General features: G+C 56.7%; 15 protein-coding genes. 3 read left to right on the forward strand and 12 right to left on the reverse strand.

From position 1 onward, the window contains the following. Nucleotides 1–367: 367 nt before the first annotated feature. From C8P63_RS10595 to C8P63_RS10630, 8 genes are all read right to left on the reverse strand, one after another. Nucleotides 368–574, reverse strand: a complete 207-nt coding sequence (locus C8P63_RS10595) for a CDGSH iron-sulfur domain-containing protein (protein ID WP_108023976.1) — start codon at nt 572–574, stop codon at nt 368–370. A gap of 172 nt (nt 575–746) precedes the next feature. Continuing rightward, nucleotides 747–1574, reverse strand: a complete 828-nt coding sequence (locus C8P63_RS10600) for a YihY/virulence factor BrkB family protein (protein WP_170109614.1) — start codon at nt 1572–1574, stop codon at nt 747–749. Nucleotides 1575–2056: 482 nt separating this feature from the next. Then, nucleotides 2057–3691, reverse strand: coding sequence for a chaperonin GroEL (gene groL / locus C8P63_RS10605; protein ID WP_108023980.1), 1635 nt, complete (start codon nt 3689–3691; stop codon nt 2057–2059). Nucleotides 3692–3742: 51 nt separating this feature from the next. Then, the gene (gene groES / locus C8P63_RS10610) at nt 3743–4024 is read right to left on the reverse strand and encodes a co-chaperone GroES (protein ID WP_108023983.1); all 282 of its coding nucleotides are present in this window, start codon (nt 4022–4024) and stop codon (nt 3743–3745) included. A gap of 243 nt (nt 4025–4267) precedes the next feature. Beyond that, nucleotides 4268–5062 (reverse strand): twin-arginine translocase subunit TatC, encoded by a 795-nt coding sequence (gene tatC, locus C8P63_RS10615; protein WP_108023985.1) that lies wholly within the window; start codon nt 5060–5062, stop codon nt 4268–4270. A gap of 59 nt (nt 5063–5121) precedes the next feature. Beyond that, complete coding sequence (locus tag C8P63_RS10620; protein ID WP_108023987.1) at nt 5122–5805, reverse strand: redox-sensing transcriptional repressor Rex; 684 nt, start codon at nt 5803–5805, stop codon at nt 5122–5124. A 72-nt stretch (nt 5806–5877) separates the two neighbouring features. Then, on the reverse strand, nt 5878–6867 hold the full coding sequence (locus C8P63_RS10625) for a molybdopterin-binding protein (protein WP_108023990.1): 990 nt from the start codon (nt 6865–6867) through the stop codon (nt 5878–5880). 451 nt (nt 6868–7318) lie between these two features. Continuing rightward, complete coding sequence (locus C8P63_RS10630; RefSeq protein ID WP_170109615.1) at nt 7319–7906, reverse strand: 5-formyltetrahydrofolate cyclo-ligase; 588 nt, start codon at nt 7904–7906, stop codon at nt 7319–7321. Nucleotides 7907–8064: 158 nt separating this feature from the next. Between C8P63_RS10630 and C8P63_RS10635 the strand changes: the two genes are divergently transcribed. From C8P63_RS10635 to C8P63_RS10645, 3 genes are all read left to right on the forward strand, one after another. Beyond that, on the forward strand, nt 8065–9981 hold the full coding sequence (locus tag C8P63_RS10635) for an ABC-F family ATP-binding cassette domain-containing protein (protein WP_108023994.1): 1917 nt from the start codon (nt 8065–8067) through the stop codon (nt 9979–9981). A gap of 107 nt (nt 9982–10088) precedes the next feature. Continuing rightward, the gene (locus tag C8P63_RS10640; RefSeq protein ID WP_108024168.1) at nt 10089–11183 is read left to right on the forward strand and encodes an undecaprenyldiphospho-muramoylpentapeptide beta-N-acetylglucosaminyltransferase; all 1095 of its coding nucleotides are present in this window, start codon (nt 10089–10091) and stop codon (nt 11181–11183) included. Nucleotides 11184–11272: 89 nt separating this feature from the next. Continuing rightward, nucleotides 11273–11524, forward strand: a complete 252-nt coding sequence (locus tag C8P63_RS10645) for a hypothetical protein (RefSeq protein ID WP_108023996.1) — start codon at nt 11273–11275, stop codon at nt 11522–11524. Between the two features lie 35 nt (nt 11525–11559). Here the strand turns inward: C8P63_RS10645 and C8P63_RS10650 are convergent, their stop codons facing one another. The 4 genes from C8P63_RS10650 to C8P63_RS10665 form a co-directional block, all read right to left on the reverse strand. After that, nucleotides 11560–12510: a 5-oxoprolinase subunit C family protein gene (locus tag C8P63_RS10650; protein WP_108023998.1), complete on the reverse strand. Its 951-nt coding sequence runs from the start codon at nt 12508–12510 to the stop codon at nt 11560–11562. Next, entirely contained in the window at nt 12507–13274 is a 768-nt protein-coding gene (locus C8P63_RS10655; RefSeq protein ID WP_108024000.1) for a LamB/YcsF family protein, read from the reverse strand. Before C8P63_RS10655 ends, C8P63_RS10650 begins: the two co-directional genes overlap by 4 nt. Continuing rightward, a complete protein-coding gene (gene pxpB, locus C8P63_RS10660; protein WP_108024002.1) occupies nt 13258–13971 on the reverse strand; it encodes a 5-oxoprolinase subunit PxpB in 714 nt (237 codons plus the stop codon). The genes C8P63_RS10655 and pxpB overlap by 17 nt, the downstream gene beginning before the upstream one ends. Nucleotides 13972–14169: 198 nt before the next feature. Then, entirely contained in the window at nt 14170–16413 is a 2244-nt protein-coding gene (locus C8P63_RS10665; protein WP_108024004.1) for a hypothetical protein, read from the reverse strand. Between the last annotated feature and the right edge of the window lie 149 nt (nt 16414–16562).

A 16562-nucleotide genomic window follows, 5' to 3' on the forward strand; every position in this document is an offset into this window, starting at 1 on the left:
AAGTCTCGCCTGGGTCGCTTCTCTCCCCGGTCTCGCTATGCACTCACAGAGCACAAGTCTCGCCTGGGTCGCTTCTCTCCCCGGTCTCGCTATGCTGTCCTGCAGAGATGCAGCACTGTCCGCTCCGAATCATCCTGCTGCGGGCAGGGGCAAAACGCCTTCGGATGCAACACAGAGAAGCTTTTGCCCCTGAACGCCCTTGCCGGCTGATTCTCCGCTGGGCAGGACAGCAAAGTCGCTATTTTGGGTAAACGCTTCCCCTTTTCTCGAAACGAACATTCAATCACAACGCTTCTAGAGGGATGATGAAGGCTTTCAAATCCATAAAAAAAGGGCGGAACCGCCCTTTTTTTATGGATCCCGGGGTCTACAGCACCTTTTTCGCCCGGGCACAATCGTCAAATTCGCCTTTGTGGGTTCCGTCACAGAATGGCTTGTTCTTTGACAACCCACAGCGACACAGAGCAAATTGTTTCTTCGTTTCGAAGCGGTTGCCCTCCGCATCCACGAGTTCCACCTCACCGCGGACGATCAGCGGCCCCCGGTCCATGGTCTGAATCTTGACATCTGCCAAATGGAATCCCTCCTTGATTCTTCAGACGGATCATCGCTACCTTCCAGTTTTCACTTTGGGACAGCTCCCAGACAGGATTCGGCAAAAAACACAAAAAGAATTTTGGCGGGGCTCTTCCATACTTGGATCCACGGCGGAAAAAATCCTGCTCCGCTCCGGGATCTGCTGCCTGTCATTGATTCGGTTTCACGGGGCGAACCCGCGACTCAAAAAGGACCGCATTCAGTTGACCGCCCACGATCAGGATCATGGCCGAAAGATAAAACCAGATCAGCAACACCATGACCCCGCCCAGGTTTCCGTAGATTTGAGAGTAATCCCCCATCATCACATACCCGGAGTACCCCACGGAGATCAACTGCCAGCCCAACGTTGCAAACAAGGTGCCGGGCAGCGCCTCACCCGGACGCATGCGAACGTTGGGAGCGAAATAATACAGGCAAAAAAAAGCGAAAAACAACACCAAACTGCTTAAAAGATACCGAATCACGATCCAAAGCCGCACCCATACCAGGGTCAGCCCCGCCTGAAGGATGATCCACTCCACCAGCTTCATCATCAGCGGCAACAGGAGGGAAACCACCAACGCAGCCAATAAGCCGAACACGAGGAACAACCGTTCCAACCCGCTCCGCCAAAACGGGCGGTCCTCCTTCACGCCGTAAGTATGGTTCAGTATCCGGGCAATGGAACGAATTCCGCGGGAGGTCAGCCAAATCGTGCCCAGAACGCTGAAGGAAAGCAGGTTTCCACGCTGGACTCCCAAAATGGAGTCCAAATTGTTTTTGATCAGTTGATGGATGTAAGGAGGGGCGTAGGGCTTGATAAAATCGAGGACATGGTGCGTGGAGACGGGAAAGTAGCCGAGCAGCGAAATTGCGACGATCAGAAAGGGGAAGAGGGACAACAGAAAATAATAAGCCAGCTGAGCCGACAGATCCGACACACCATCTTTATAAAAGCGCGTTTTCAGCTCGAAGATCACATCCGCTGAACGCATGGCGTCAGGCCCTCCGCTTGTTTGTCTCATCTATATGCGGTTGTCCACGAGGTTAGAAGCGTTGTGAAAAAGTAAGCGGCCGCATTTACCCGAAGCTGCTCCGGCTGTATTCACAGAGCACAAGTCGCGCCGGGGGTCGCTTCACTCCCGGTCGCGCTATGCACTCACAGAGCACAAGTCGCGCCGGGGGTCGCTTTACTCCCGGTCGCGCTATGGCTGTCCTGCAGGGATGGTTGCACGGTCCGCTCCGAATCTTCCTGCTGCGGGCAGGGGCAAACGCCTGCGGATGCAACACAGAGAAGCTTTTGCTCCTGAACACCCTTGCAGTCTGATTCTACGCCGGGCAGGACAGCAAAGTCGCTGGTTCGGGTAAACGCTTCCCTTCTTCTGATCCTGACAATCAATCCCAACGCTTCTGCACTTACCTGCCCATTAATGAAAAATCCCGCGGAAAGTTTCCGCGGGATAAAGAAAGGGAAGGGTTACATCATGCCACCCATTCCACCCATGTCGGGGGCGCCGTTGCCGCCTTTGTCTTCCTCTTCCGGTTTGTCGGCCACAACCGCTTCGGTGGTCAGCACCATGGCGGCAACGGAAGCTGCGTTTTGCAGGGCGGAGCGGGTCACTTTGGCCGGGTCCACGATCCCGGATTGGATCATGTCGACCCATTCGCCCGTTGCGGCGTTGAATCCGGTGCCCACTTCTTGACCTTTCATCCGTTCCACGATCACGGAGCCTTCCAGGCCAGCGTTGAACGCGATTTGACGGAGGGGTTCCTCCAGGGCGCGGCGGATGATCTTGACACCGGTCTTCTCATCGCCGGAGGTTTCCTCTTCCAGCTTTTCAACGGCGCTCAGCACGTTGACAAGAGCGGTGCCACCGCCGGATACGATTCCTTCTTCCACCGCGGCGCGGGTGGAGTTGAGGGCATCTTCGATCCGCAGCTTGCGTTCCTTCAGCTCGGTTTCGGTGGCGGCCCCCACTTTGATGACGGCTACGCCGCCGGCGAGCTTGGCCAAACGCTCCTGCAGTTTTTCCTTATCGAATTCGGAAGTGGTTTCTTCCAGCTGTTGACGGATTTGGTTGACCCGGTTGTTAATTTCGGAGCGGTCACCGAAGCCGTCGACCACGATGGTTTCCTCTTTGGTAACCCGGACCTGACGGGCGCGGCCCAGCACACCGATGTCGGCGGTTTTCAGATCCATACCCAAGTCTTCGGTGACGACCTGACCGCCGGTCAGAGCAGCGATGTCCTGCAGCATGGCCTTGCGGCGGTCACCGAAGCCGGGGGCTTTCACAGCAACCGCGTTGAAGGTGCCGCGCAGCTTGTTCACCACGAGGGTGGCCAGCGCTTCCCCTTCCACGTCTTCGGCGATGATCAGGAGCGGTTTGCCTTGCTGAACCACTTTTTCCAGAAGCGGCAGGACTTCCTGCACGTTGGAAATCTTCTTGTCGGTGATCAGGATGTAGGGCTCGTCAAGCACGGCTTCCATTTTGTCGTTGTCCGTCACCATGTACGGGGAGATGTAGCCGCGGTCGAACTGCATCCCTTCCACGACTTCCAGTTCGGTGGCGAACCCTTTGGATTCTTCCACGGTGATAACACCGTCGTTACCCACTTTTTCCATCGCTTCAGCGATCAGTTCGCCCACTTCTTGTTCGTTGGCGGAGATGGCCGCCACCTGCGAAATGGAATCTTTTCCTTCGATCGGCTTTGCAATGTTTTTGATTTCGCTCACAGCGGTTTCCACGGCTTTTTCGATTCCGCGGCGGAGACCGATCGGGTTGGCGCCGGCGGCGACGTTTTTGAGACCTTCACGGATCATGGCCTGAGCCAGGACCGTGGCGGTGGTGGTACCGTCACCGGCCACATCGTTGGTTTTGGTCGCCACTTCTTTTACCAGCTGGGCGCCCATGTTTTCAAATTTGTCTTCCAGCTCGATCTCCTTGGCGATGGTCACACCATCGTTGGTGATCAGAGGAGAACCGAATTTTTTCTCAAGCACCACATTGCGGCCTTTGGGGCCGAGGGTCACTTTCACGGCATTGGCCAAAGCGTCCACGCCACGCAACATCGCCCGGCGGGCGTCTTCACTGAACTTGATTTCTTTCGCCATTATTGCTTCTCCCTCCTATGTAGGGTTTTATTTCAGTCAGGAGCGGAAAAATCAGTCGAGGACAGCCAGAATATCGCTTTCACGCAGAATGAGATATTCGGTGTCGCCCACTTTCACTTCCGTGCCCGCGTATTTGGAGAAGATGACGCGGTCGCCTTCTTTCACTTCAAGTGCCACTTTTTGGCCGTTTTCATAACGACCGGTCCCGACGGCGATCACTTCGCCCTCCTGGGGTTTTTCCTTGGCCGTTTCCGGCAGAACGATGCCGCTGGCCGTCTTTTCTTCTTTTTCGATGGCTTTGAGCACAACTCGATCTCCCAACGGTTTGATCATCGTCAGACACCCTCCTTCACGAGGTGAATGGTTTCTTGTTAGCACTCATTCGATCCGAGTGCTAACACCAATTACAATAATAGCGATCTGTTTTCCGTTTTGCAAGACCTTCCCCGAAAAAATTCCGGCAGGCCACCCCCTTTCCTTCCGGTAATCCGTTCATATCATTGCCTAGTGGATCGCCGTCTACTCCTTCCTTGCCTGAAAAAAACAAGAAAAAGAGGAGGACGTTACGCCTCCTTTTTACCAACCGTCCTCCGCATCCGCTTTTTCCCGTTCCCGCCAATAGCGCTCCAGCTCCTCATCCTCCGCCTGAATCCGGCGATAAACCCGTGCCGAGAGCCAGATGCTCATCTCATACAGCAAAATCAGCGGCAGGGTGACCAGAACATTGCTGACAAAGTCGGGCGGGGTCACCAAAGCCGCCAGCACGACCAAAACCAGGTAGGCAAAGCGTCGGCTTTTGCGCAGGATCTCCGGGTTCAACAAGCGGATCCTCGTCAGAAAAAGAATCACCACCGGCAATTCAAACAACACTGCAATGGGTACGACCACCCGGAACATAAAGCGGACAAACTCGTAAAATCCGTAGGTTTCCGTCGCCCCCAGGGAGGAGGTCAGTGCAAACATGAAGTTGAGAAGGAAGGGGAAAATCCAGAAATAACCGAAAAACAACCCCGTTGTAAAGAGGATCACCGCCAAAGGAATGTAACTGAGCGTCGCCTTTTGTTCCTTCTGTGTCAGACCCGGTTGTACAAAGCGCCACGCCTGAAACAGGGCGACGGGGAGAGTGCCCGTCAGGGCCACGACGAAGGCAAACTGCATGTAGATGCTGAGAGCTTCCCCCGGCGAAAATACATGAAGTTCCAACGTTTTCGCCAAATTTCCCTGGAGGACATCCATTTTGATAAAATCGATGATCGGTTTTGCGAAAAGAAAGCCCACCATCAACATGACCACAAATACCGCCAGGGTGACCAGTATCCGATTTCGCAATTCGTTAAGATGTTCGGTCCAGTGTTTTTGATCTCCGCTCATTCCAGTAACCTTCCTTCTTCCGTTTCCTCCGGGTTCCAAGGGTGCCGGCAGGGGTTGCCTCAGGCGTCTTCTCCGGGTGTTTCATCATGGAGGGAAAGGTTTCCCTCCTCCTCAAGCGGAAAGTTCTTCAGGAAATAAATCAGGGTTTGCAACTCGATGGTCAGATCGATGTTATGCATCCGGACCCCGCGCGGCACCGTGAGACGGGCCGGGGTGAAATTGAGAATCCCCCGGATTCCGGCGTCGACGATCTGGTCCGTGGTGGCCTGTGCCACACTGGCCGGAACGGTGAGAATGGCCACTTCCACGCCGTGCAATTGCCGGACTTCGGCAAAGCGGTCCATGGAATAGACGGGGATGCCGTCGACCTCCGTTCCCACTTTCCTCGGATCGGTATCAAACCCGGCCACAATTTTGGTATTGTGACTGCGATAAAAATTGTATCCCAACAACGCGGTACCCAAGTGGCCGACCCCGACCAGAACCACGTTGGTCACTTCGTCCTGGCGCAAAAAGTCCCGAAGAAATTGCAGCAGGTAGTTCACATTGTAACCATACCCCTTTTTACCCAGTTCACCCAGATAGGAAAAATCCCGTCGAATCGTCGCGGGATCGATTTGAAGGGCGTCGCTCAATTGCGCCGAAGAAACCCTCTTTTTCCCGATGGCGTGCAATTTCTCCAGATAACGGTAATAAAGCGGCAACCGCTTGGCCGTCACTTGGGGAATTTTGATATCCGACATGGCATGCCTCCCTACCCGCGGGGTTGATGCCCCCTTCGGTTTGGTTCCCGGTCATCCGTCTCCTGCCGGCGGTCAGCAGGAATGGAGCCCTCCGTAACCCAGGCTGACAATGTCCTCCCGCCGGATCCTTTCTCCCGCCAGGATCCGGGGGAGGAAGACATCGAAGGAGGTGTACTCATCATGAATCACACACCCGGGAAGGCCCAGTACGGGAATCCCCCGGTAGTAAGCCACCAGCAGCATGGAACCGGGCAGCATGGGAGTTCCGTAACTGATCACTTGCGCCCCCAGGGACGCAATGGCGCCGGGCGTCCGGTCATCGGGGTCGACGGACATTCCCCCGGTCACCAACACCATATCCGCTCCCTGATCCACAAAAGAGCGGATTTGGGCCTGGATCAGATCTTTGTCGTCGCTGGCCAGGGTCTGACCCATCACGGTCGACCCGAAGGATTCAAGTTTTTCTTGAAGCACCGGGCCGAACCGGTCACGGATCCGTCCATGATAGATCTCACTTCCCGTCGTGACCACCCCCACCCGGAAAGGACGGAACGGCCACACCTCCAGCACGGGGGAAGGCCCTGCCGTTTCTTCCACGGCTTCGATCCGCTCTTCGGGATAAATCAGCGGAATCACCCGGGATGCAGCCACCGTCTGTTCTTTTTTCACAGGTTGGTCCGACTGCAGCGTGGACAAGACCGCCTGCTCCACCTCGTTGATGGCGCGGACCCGGGAAGCGTCCACTTTCAGAAGCCCGTCCATCCCGGCCACGAGGTTGACTTTCCCCTCCCGGGGCTCCGTCAACGTGAGCCCGGGGCCGCAAACCGCCCGTGCGATCCGGACGGCTGCATCGTTCTCGTGAAGTTCCCCCGGTGCCAGCTCCATTACGTATATATGCTCCTTTCCGATGGAAAGGAGGTCGTCGATATCTTCTTGACGAATCACATGACCTTTGCGAAACAGGGGGCCTTTGAACTTACCGGGCAACACCTGGGTAAGATCGTGGGCCAACACCCTTCCCACCGCATCGGTCACGTGCACTTCCTTCAGAGAGCTTTTCAATTTCCGTCCCCCTTTACATCCGGCCGGTTGTCCCCGGGGCGGCTCTTCCGGTTCGCCTCATGAATCTTCTCCTATTGTAACAACCTTCGCGTTATTTGTGTATGGATTCACAAGATCTTAACGCAGGGAATGGGCATTCCGGGCTTTTCGGGGTGAACCGGTCTTGGGGAGTAGGACGGATTCGACTATCAAAATGGGTCTTTTCGTCTATTGTAACGAAATCCTTTTCGACATAAACTGAAAGTGTCCACAACGGACTTATTCATCCATCATTCCCTTTATTTCCGGTCCGACAGCCCGCTGCCCGCGGGCTGTTTTATCATTCCATCGGGAACGAAGGTTTAATGTCCCGGTTCGGCCGGAACGGGACCTTCTCAGGGGGAACGGATCCGGGAGGACGGTGCTTCCTGACCCAAGTTCCGGCCGTCCCTGTTCCCCCCCCGGCCGATTCTTATTTTTCGCCCCGGTCCGGACGAAGGATCCCTCCCGGAGTGGCGACGGCATGCATGGGTTGGTCGTGAGGCTCCGGGTGAACCGTCGGCACCAGTTGAAAAGTGTATGCCGCCCCGACCCGGATCACATGGGTGCCCGGACCGGCGAAGAACCGGTCGTAATACCCGGCCCCATAACCCAGCCGATAGCCGTTTGTGTCAAAACCGACCCCCGGAACCACCGCCCATTCCACCTCTGCAGGATCGATCCACCTTGCTTCGCTGGGTCGGGGTTCGGTGATCCCGTATGCCCCCCGGATCAGGTCGTCCAAACTGCGGATGGTGTAGAGTTCCAGAGACCGGGTCCGGGGTACCGAACGGGGCAGAACCACCCGTTTCCCCTCCCGCCAGCTCCGTTCCATCAGGGGACGAACGTCCACTTCACCCCTGTGCGGCATGTAAAAGAGGACCGTTCCCGCCTCCCGGTACCGGGGCTCCGTTCCCAAAACCCCGCAAACCCCCGCGGACTGCTTCTCCGCCTCCACGGAGTCCAACCCTCTTCGTTTCTCCAACAGACGGACCCGGAGCACATCCTTTTCGGTCCCCATCCCCATCTCTCCCTTTCCGCCTTTTTCTCACCGATTGTACCACAACCCGGCGTGTCGGCTGAAAATGGCACCCGATCCGACCGGTTGGGTGGCTGTCATCCCTTTTTTCCGGATCTTCCTTGGGATACAATGGAATCGGTTTTCTATACAAGAGGTGAATGCGGTTGAGCATCCTGCAAGTCAACCACGTGGATAAATCCTACGGCGCCACCCCGGTTCTGAGCGGGGTCAGCCTGAAGGTGGATGAAAAAGAACGGGTGGGTCTCATCGGTCCGAACGGGGCGGGCAAGTCCACCCTTTTGAAGGTGATTACCGGCCGGATCCCCGCCGACTCCGGGGAAGTCCACATCTCCAAACAGGCCCGGACCGGATATCTTGCCCAATCGATGGAACCGGAGTCCGACGGCACCGTTTGGGAAGAAGCGATGAAAGCCTTTGTCCGAATCCGGAAGATGGAATCGCAGATGAGAAAGCTGGAGGCAGAGATGAGTCGGGAAGCTGTTTTTTCCGATGAGAAGCGCTACCTTCGGGTGACCGAACAGTACGCCCGGCTGCAGCAGGACTTTGAACAGGCCGGCGGATACGGTTTCGAAGCCCGGGCACGGGGGGTGTTGACCGGACTGGGACTGGGTGGAATCGACTGGAAAACGACGCCGATCCGCTCATTAAGCGGCGGGCAAAAAACCCGGCTGGCCCTGGCCCGCCTGCTGCTGGAACAGCCCGACCTGATCATTCTGGACGAGCCAACCAACTACCTGGACATGGACGCCCTCGCCTGGCTGGAACAGACGCTGGAATCCTATCCCGGCGCCCTCCTGGTGGTCTCCCACGACCGTTATTTCCTGGACCGGGTCGTGAGCGTGATTTATGAACTGGAACGGACCCGCATCACTCGTTACAAAGGGAATTACTCGGCATACATCCGTCAGCGGGAGGAAAATCGGGCCCGATGGAAAAAAGAGTATGAGAAGCAACAGGAGGAAATCCGGAGGATGGAGGATTTCGTCCAAAGGAACCTGGCACGGGCCTCCACCACCAAGCGGGCCCAGAGTCGCCGGAAAGCGCTGGAGAAAATGGACCGGATGGAACCCCCTCCCCAGGACCGGACCCGGGCCGCCATCCGTTTTGAACCCGCCGTCACCAGCGGACGGACGGTTCTGGAAGCAGAAGGGCTGACGGTGGGCTACAAGGCCGGCAGCCCCCTGATCACCCATGCCAACCTGGAGTTGAAGCGGGGAGACCGGGTCGCTCTCCTCGGGCCGAACGGAACGGGGAAATCCACCCTGCTGAAAACCCTCGCCGGCCGGATGGCGCCTCTCTCCGGAAAGGTGGTGCTGGGAACCGGAGTCCGGCTGGATTATTACGATCAGGAGCAGGAAGAACTGCGGGAAGAAAATACGGTCCTGGATGAAGTTTGGAATGCCAATCCCAAACTGGACCAGTCCCGGATCCGGACGTATCTGGGTCAGTTCCTGTTCACCGGAGAGGAGGTGTTCAAGCGGGTCTCCGATCTATCCGGAGGCGAGAAAGCCCGGCTCTCCCTTTTGAAACGTCTCCTGAACCGGGGTAACTTCCTCCTCATGGATGAGCCGACCAACCACCTGGACATGGACAGCAAAGAACGTCTGGAGGAAGGGCTGGAATCCTTCACCGGGACCCTCCTCTTCGTCTCCCACGATCGCTACTTCATCAACCGGTTGGCCAACCGGATCTGGGAAGTCAGGGATGGGGGAATCAACGTCTTTGACGGAGGTTACCGAGAATATCTGGAAAAGACGAAAGAGGCCGCAACCGAAAAAGAGAAGTCCGGGAAATCCAAAACTTCCGGTGATGAGAATCCCAACCGAAAGAACCGGGAGGCGGAACGGGAAGAACGCCGGCTCCGGAGGGAAGCCTCCCGGTTGGAGGAGGAGATTGAAGCGCTGGAGGAGGAAAAGGCCCAACTCCAAGAGGAACTCTGCAGGGAAGAAATCTACAGCAATCCCGAAGAATTTGCTCCCCGCCAGCAACGGTTGGCGGAGCTGGAAGAGACCATTCTGAAAAAAACCGAGCGCTGGGCGGAAATCGCAGAATGATAGCCGATCGAAAAAAGACCGTCGAAACGGGTCTTTTTTCGTTGATATCAGGGCCGCAGCGGATCATCGGACGGCAGATCCACCTATGGACCGAAAGGCGGGAAGCCATGAGGAAAAAGATTATTTTCACCGGAGGCGGTTCGGCGGGCCACGTCACCGTCAACCAGGCACTGATCCCCCGATTTTTGAAAGATGGCTGGGACGTCGGATATATCGGCTCCCATGACGGTATCGAACGACAACTGATCCAGCCCTTTGGGAAGGTCAAATATTACGGAATCTCCACCGGCAAGCTCCGGCGTTATTTCGATTGGAACAACTTTAACGACCCCTTCCGCGTGCTGAAGGGAATCGGGGAAGCTTACCGGATCCTCCGAAAGGAAAAACCGGATGTGGTGTTTTCAAAGGGAGGGTTCGTCTCTGTTCCCGTGGTGATCGGGGGATGGATGAACGGCGTGCCGGTGGTGATCCATGAATCCGACCTGACCCCCGGGCTGGCCAACCGTTTGGCCATCCCTTTTGCCACCCGGGTCTGCACCACGTTTCCGGAGACAACGCAACACCTGAAAGCGGAGAAGGGCGTATACGTGGGAGCATTGGTCCGGGAAGAACTGAAACGGGGAAAGGCGGACGAAGGGCGGCGTATCTGCGGATTCACAGCGGACACACCGGTTCTTTTGATCATGGGCGGAAGCCTCGGATCCCGGAACATCAACCGGATGGTTCACCGGACACTCCCATCCCTCCTCCAAAACTTTCAGATCGCCCATATCTGCGGAAAAGGAAATGTGGATCCATCGATGGAACGTCCGGGTTACCGGCAGTTTGAATATCTCACGAAAGAACTGCCCCACATGCTGGCCATGGCGGACGGGGTGATCTCACGGGCCGGCTCCAACGCCATTTTCGAGCTTTTGGCTCTGAAAAAGCCGATGCTTCTGATTCCGCTGTCCAAATCCGCCAGCCGGGGGGATCAGGTTTTGAACGCCCGCTCTTTTAAGCGCAAGGGATACGCAGAAGTGCTGGAGGAAGAAGAACTGAACGAAAAAAGATTTCTCCGCCATCTTTCTTCACTCTTCGAAAACAAAGAGGCCTACATCGCAAAAATGGCTGAAGGCGATGGCCGGAATACCTTGCACACCCTCCGCCGGTTGATTGAAGAAGCGGCCTGCCGGGAGGGACAGACGAAAAACCTTCCATAAGATGCATGGCTCCGCATTTGATAAAATCGGAATAGAAGCGAAGCCGGGTTCATCATGCGAACCACAAAAGCAAAAGGAGGAATCCGATCTTGACCCGAGCGACCGCAGAAGAGAACCGGAACCGAGCCCGGAGAAACATTTACGCGAAGATCAGGCAGTTGGCCCGATGGATGGAAGAAAAGCCCCATCTCCCGTCCAAGTACATTGAAACGGAAATAAACGCCGTCCTGGCCGACGTCCGGTCCATGGCCTTCTTTGAGGGACAAGTGGAAGCCTTCATGAAAGTGGAAAAAGTGCTCGAACCGGAAAAAGAAGAGAAAAAGAATGATACCCATTTGTGAAAAAAGCTGCTGGGGTTGCATCCCCAACAGCTTTTTCAGTTGTTTCGGGCGCCAATCTCCAGCGTCCGCAACAGGTTCTCCTGTTCCACCGCCCGTTTTTCCGCCTCTGCCACGTCGATGCGTTCAAATCGAACCCGGCACCCCGGGCCGGCCTGCGCCAGCCGGGGAAGGTCTGCAGAGATCACCGTGGCGATCTTGGCGTATCCCCCCGTCGTCTGACGGTCCGCCAAGAGGACGATCGGCTGTCCCTCCGCAGGCACTTGAACCGAGCCCGGGGCGATGGCATCGGAGAGGATATCCGCCTTCTCCTTATGAAACAGACGAGGGCCTTTCAGCCGGTACCCCATCCGGTCTGATCGGGGAGTGACTTCGTAGGCTTCACTGAAAAACGTCCCGACGGCCTCTTCGGTGAAGGCCTCCGACTGGGGACCGGGAACCGCACGGAGTGTGACCTCTTTTCCGTAACGGGGACGCAAGCCGTAAGCCAACCGTTTTCCTTCCCGGGGAACGGGATTTACACCGACGGTCAGTACGTCCCCTTTTTCGAGTGCCCGTCCGCGATATCCACCGATACCTCCGTTGATGTAAGTCGATCGGCTGCCCATCACCTCGGGTACATCGATTCCTCCCGAAACGGTCAAATAAGCGCGAATTCCCTCCACCGGACGCCGAAAAGAGAGCACTTGACCTCTCCCCACGGAGAACCCTTTCCACATGGGTGCCGGCTGATCGTCCAACAGCGGACTCAAGTCGGCACCGGTCAGCGCAACCAAGCACTCCTTTTCAAAGCGGAGGACCGGTCCCGACAACGTGATCTCCAAGCCGGCGGCCCCCCGGGGATTTCCGACCAGAATGTTCCCCACCTGAAGGGAAAAGGGGTCCATTGCGCCGGAGACCACCATCCCAAACTGTTGGTAACCCGTCCGCCCCAGATCCTGTACCGTTGTCAGGAGTCCGGGATTCACCACCGTAATCGTTCCCATCATCGGTCCGAAACCCTTTGAATTCGAATGCCGTTTTCCTCCAACCCCCGCCTCAACCGTTGAACGAAGGAAAGAGCTTTGGGATCGTCCCCGTGAACACAGACGGTATCCGCCTGGACCTTCAGCTCCGTGCCATCCAGCGCGGTCACTTTTCCTTCCTTCACCATCCGGGTCACCCGGTGGACCGCCTCTTCCGGATCATGGATGTACGCTTCGGGCGAGGTGCGGGAGGTGAGGCTCCCGTCCGGTTGATACGTACGATCGGCAAACACCTCACGGGCCACTTTCAACCCGACCCTTTCCCCCGCCTTGACCAGCTCACTCCCCGCCAAACCGAAAAGGATCAGCTCCCTGTCGACGGCCGCGACGGCTTCGGCGATGGCCCGGGCAATCTCCCCGTCCTTCCCCGCCATGTTGAAAAGGGCACCGTGAGGTTTGACATGCTGCAGCCGCTTTCCCTCCAGGGAAGCAAAAGCCTGCAAGGCACCGATCTGATACACCGTCATATTGTAGACATCTTCCGTTTCGACAGCGATGAACCTCCGCCCGAAGCCGAGCAAATCCGGAAGACCGGGATGAGCTCCCAGTCCCACTCCTTTTTTCGCCGCCAGACGGACTGTACGACGGATGACGTTATGATCTCCGGCATGGAAACCGCAGGCGATGTTGGCGGATGTGACATGCTTTAAGACCTCTTCATCCTGACCGATCACATAACGTCCGAAACTTTCCCCCAGGTCGCTGTTCAAATCAACCGTCCAAGCCATCCGGTTTCCTCTCCCCCCCATTTCCTTCGAGCTTCCCGTATTCTTCTTCGGTCACCGGGCGAAAGCGGATCGCATCTCCGGCTTTTAAGAGAACAGGCGGTTCCCGGCCGGGATCGTACAAGCGCAACGGGGTCCTTCCGATGATTCTCCAGCCACCCGGAGTTTCCAGGGGGTATACCCCTGTCTGACCTTCCGCGATCCCCACGGAGCCGGCGGGGATCCGGGACCGGGGATTTTCCAGCCTCGGCGTGGCGATTTCTTCAGGCATCCCCCCCAGATACGGAAAACCGGGGGCAAAGCCCAACATATAAACCCGGTATGAGGCCCCGCTATGGATCCGGACGACGTCCTCCGGGGTCAGGCCGTTGATCCGCGCCACATCCCCCAAGTCCGGCCCGTACGCTCCTCCGTAAACCACGGGGAGCTCCACCACCTTCACATCCTCGTCGGACACCGGCTCCCGGATCCGTTCCATTTCTTTCAACGTTTTGAGCAGATCCGGATACCGGATGTCCCAAGGCCGGTAGTAAACGGTCAACGATGTATAAGCGGGCACCCATTCCACCACTCCGGGGATCCTCGAACGTTCGAGCTGGTTGACAAAGCTCCGGATTTCCCGGTTGACACCGGGATCGATCCTTTCCCCGAAACCGATCCGCACCCCGGTGTCACCCAGGGGATGAAACTGGAGTTTCACAGCATCTTCCCCCTTGTTCCTCGTTCCGTGCCTCGTTCCATGCCACCGCCAGCCTTTCTTTCACTGCTCCATTCCTTTCGGTCACCCCATCCCATTTGAACCGGAGGTTCATTTGTTTGCCACCGATTGTAGCACAGAGAAACGCGGATCCTCCACCAATGGATTGCAGATAAACAGCCTCCGGCCGGACCGGAACTTTCATCCCTCAGACTTGTCGACCGCCGGAGAATCCGTTGAATTTCCGTGTCGGGATGTCGATCTTTCCCGAATCCCGATGATCATGATCGGCATGACCACATAGACAATGGCGGTGGCGGCCGAAACAATCCCTGAATCGTTAAAGGCAAGGGCGGCCAGAGAACCGGATAATATGGCCGTAAATCCGTTGAAGAGTTGTGGGTAATGCTCCATCAACATTTTCATCCCTCCCGCCGGACGGAAAGACAAGATGGCCATTGTGAGAAGAGAGAGGAGGAAAACCTTTCCCCAGGAAGACGCCCTCACCAGCTTCAGATTCATTTCCAATTTCCGATTGAGGATATGGGCGATTTCCTCAAAATTTCCTCCTTCCAGATGGGAGAAGGCCCGGCCGATATGGGTGGGAGTGTGTCCGGGGACCCAGCTGTTGAGAGCCAACAGGGTCAACAGACCGATCCCCGCCATTCCCGCCACTTTAAAGAACAGCTTCCGGTTCCACCGGGTTTGGAAAAACCGGAAATACGCCACTCCGAAGCCAACGGCGGAGGCCATGGCGCCACCGGCGTTGGTTCCCCAGAAGGGGGCGGCGAAAAAAACCAGCAAGGCGAAAAAAAACAAACCGACAGCCAGCTTTTGACGCCGGGAAAGGGTGGGCCGGCGCTCCAACCATGCAGCGGAAGCCAGGATCGAAGACCCCAGGACCACTCCCATATACTCGTTGCCGATGCCGTAATAACGGGCGCCTTTGATCGGATCATAGCCCAGAAAAGACTGCTGAATCAGCGGCCCCCCCATCAGTCCGTCCACCACCACCGGTAAAAACCCCAACAACCCTGCCCAAAGAAAGAGGGGGACGGTGTCAGCCCGGGTAAGCATATACGCCAACCCGAGCCCGCCCAGCACCAACGCCCCGGAGAAGAGCCACCAGGAATGGGCTGTCATTCCGGATATGACCAGAAACAGAAAAGGCGTCAGCATCACCGCTAACAGAATCGATTCCATCCACCCCCTGCCCTTCCCGTTTTTCAAAATGAGAGAGAGCCCCGTCAGCAACACCAAGATCTGCAGCAGGATATAGGAATACAACACCGATGGACGAAGGGAGTAGATCGATTCCACCCGGTCGACGGTTCGCCAGAACCCTTCGCCTGTTCCGCTCACTGAATTCATCGGTCTCCCCAACATCTCCCGGGGGACCTGCACCCCCAACTGTTCCAGAAGGGTGGCAGCCAGGTCAATATTGCCCACAACCCCGGTTCGGCGGGTCGTGGCGGATGTCAGGAGTCCGGGAGGTTCTCCTTTCCGGTACATCACCACGGGGAACAATCCCTCTTTCCCCGGAGCCCCGCCGCCGGTGGCAGTCAACACCAGCAGACGGTCTTTCCCCGCCCGGGGAAGCATCTCCCCCAGAAAACGGTCGATTTCCCCCAATACCCGCGCCCGGACCCGTTGCCGGTAAAGAGGGGACATCTTGTCCCCTGCCTGTTCCAACCGGTGAAGATCCCCCAGCTCCACCACGGCCACCCCTGGCTTTTCCCAGGATAACAAGGTGTTTCGAAGGAGGAAGTATCGGGTTTTGACACCGAAGGGCCGGGCCGGGTCCTGGAGCAGTGTCTCCCGACCGACCCGTCCCTCTTCAGTGATTCCTTTCCCGTCCATGGTGATCAGCGGGGCGTAACGGACGGGTTTGGCTCCTTCGTCCAGGTTCCCCAGCACCAGAGTGGAATACCCCGCCGTTTTCAGGGCTTCGGCAAATCCCCCCGGCCGAACGGTGAACGTCGTTTTTTCATTCTCGGTCACAAACTTCATGATTCCGGGGTAAACGATGGAACCGGCCGATGCCGTTTCCCCCATGCGACGGGCGTAAAGCGTGCCTGCCGGTGTGGAGAACGGCCCGTCTTCCATCACCGGTTCCTCCGGATGGTAAAAAACTTCTGCTGCGGGAGCAACGGCCCGGGTTCCCGTGGCCAGAGTGGCATAGCTGTTGGAAAGCGTCTCCCTCCCGCCGGTTTTCATGTTCATGGCTCCCACCGAAGCCAGTTTCATCAGTTTCTCGACATGGGGAAGGCCCGAATGACGAAGATCCTTCAGGGTCAATCCCGGGATATTCACCCACCAAACCTGGCGGATTCCAACCTTCGTCGGTGGAGACGGTGCGGAAACGGTCACGAACCGGATTCCGGAAATCATCATCCATATCAGCAATCCCAGAAGAAGGGCCGGAAATATTTTTCTCAATTTCACCTACATTCCCCGTTTCCCTCTGATTCTTTCTGTATCCTTCCCCTAGGCTGAAAGAAGTATTTCCATTCGTTTTTCCACAGGGATTCCACAGAGTTATACACAGAAAAAAACCTTCAACAAAGATTATCCACAGGACTTATCCACATTAT

The organism is Melghirimyces profundicolus (assembly GCF_003054245.1).
Classification (GTDB): Bacteria; Bacillota; Bacilli; order Thermoactinomycetales; family DSM-45169; genus Melghirimyces; species Melghirimyces profundicolus.

Bases quoted from the DNA above. Each gene is read 5' to 3' on its own strand.
- C8P63_RS10640 (WP_108024168.1), top strand. From the start codon at position 10,089: ATGAGGAAAAAGATTATTTTCACCGGAGGCGGTTCGGCGGGCCACGTC.
- C8P63_RS10600 (WP_170109614.1), bottom strand. From the start codon at position 1,574: ATGCGTTCAGCGGATGTGATCTTCGAGCTGAAAACGCGCTTTTATAAA.
- C8P63_RS10650 (WP_108023998.1), bottom strand. From the start codon at position 12,510: ATGATGGGAACGATTACGGTGGTGAATCCCGGACTCCTGACAACGGTA.
- C8P63_RS10655 (WP_108024000.1), bottom strand. From the start codon at position 13,274: ATGGCTTGGACGGTTGATTTGAACAGCGACCTGGGGGAAAGTTTCGGA.
- C8P63_RS10620 (WP_108023987.1), bottom strand. From the start codon at position 5,805: ATGTCGGATATCAAAATTCCCCAAGTGACGGCCAAGCGGTTGCCGCTT.
- C8P63_RS10630 (WP_170109615.1), bottom strand. From the start codon at position 7,906: ATGGGGACCGAAAAGGATGTGCTCCGGGTCCGTCTGTTGGAGAAACGA.
- tatC (WP_108023985.1), bottom strand. From the start codon at position 5,062: ATGAGCGGAGATCAAAAACACTGGACCGAACATCTTAACGAATTGCGA.
- groL (WP_108023980.1), bottom strand. From the start codon at position 3,691: ATGGCGAAAGAAATCAAGTTCAGTGAAGACGCCCGCCGGGCGATGTTG.
- C8P63_RS10635 (WP_108023994.1), top strand. From the start codon at position 8,065: ATGCGGTTGAGCATCCTGCAAGTCAACCACGTGGATAAATCCTACGGC.
- groES (WP_108023983.1), bottom strand. From the start codon at position 4,024: ATGATCAAACCGTTGGGAGATCGAGTTGTGCTCAAAGCCATCGAAAAA.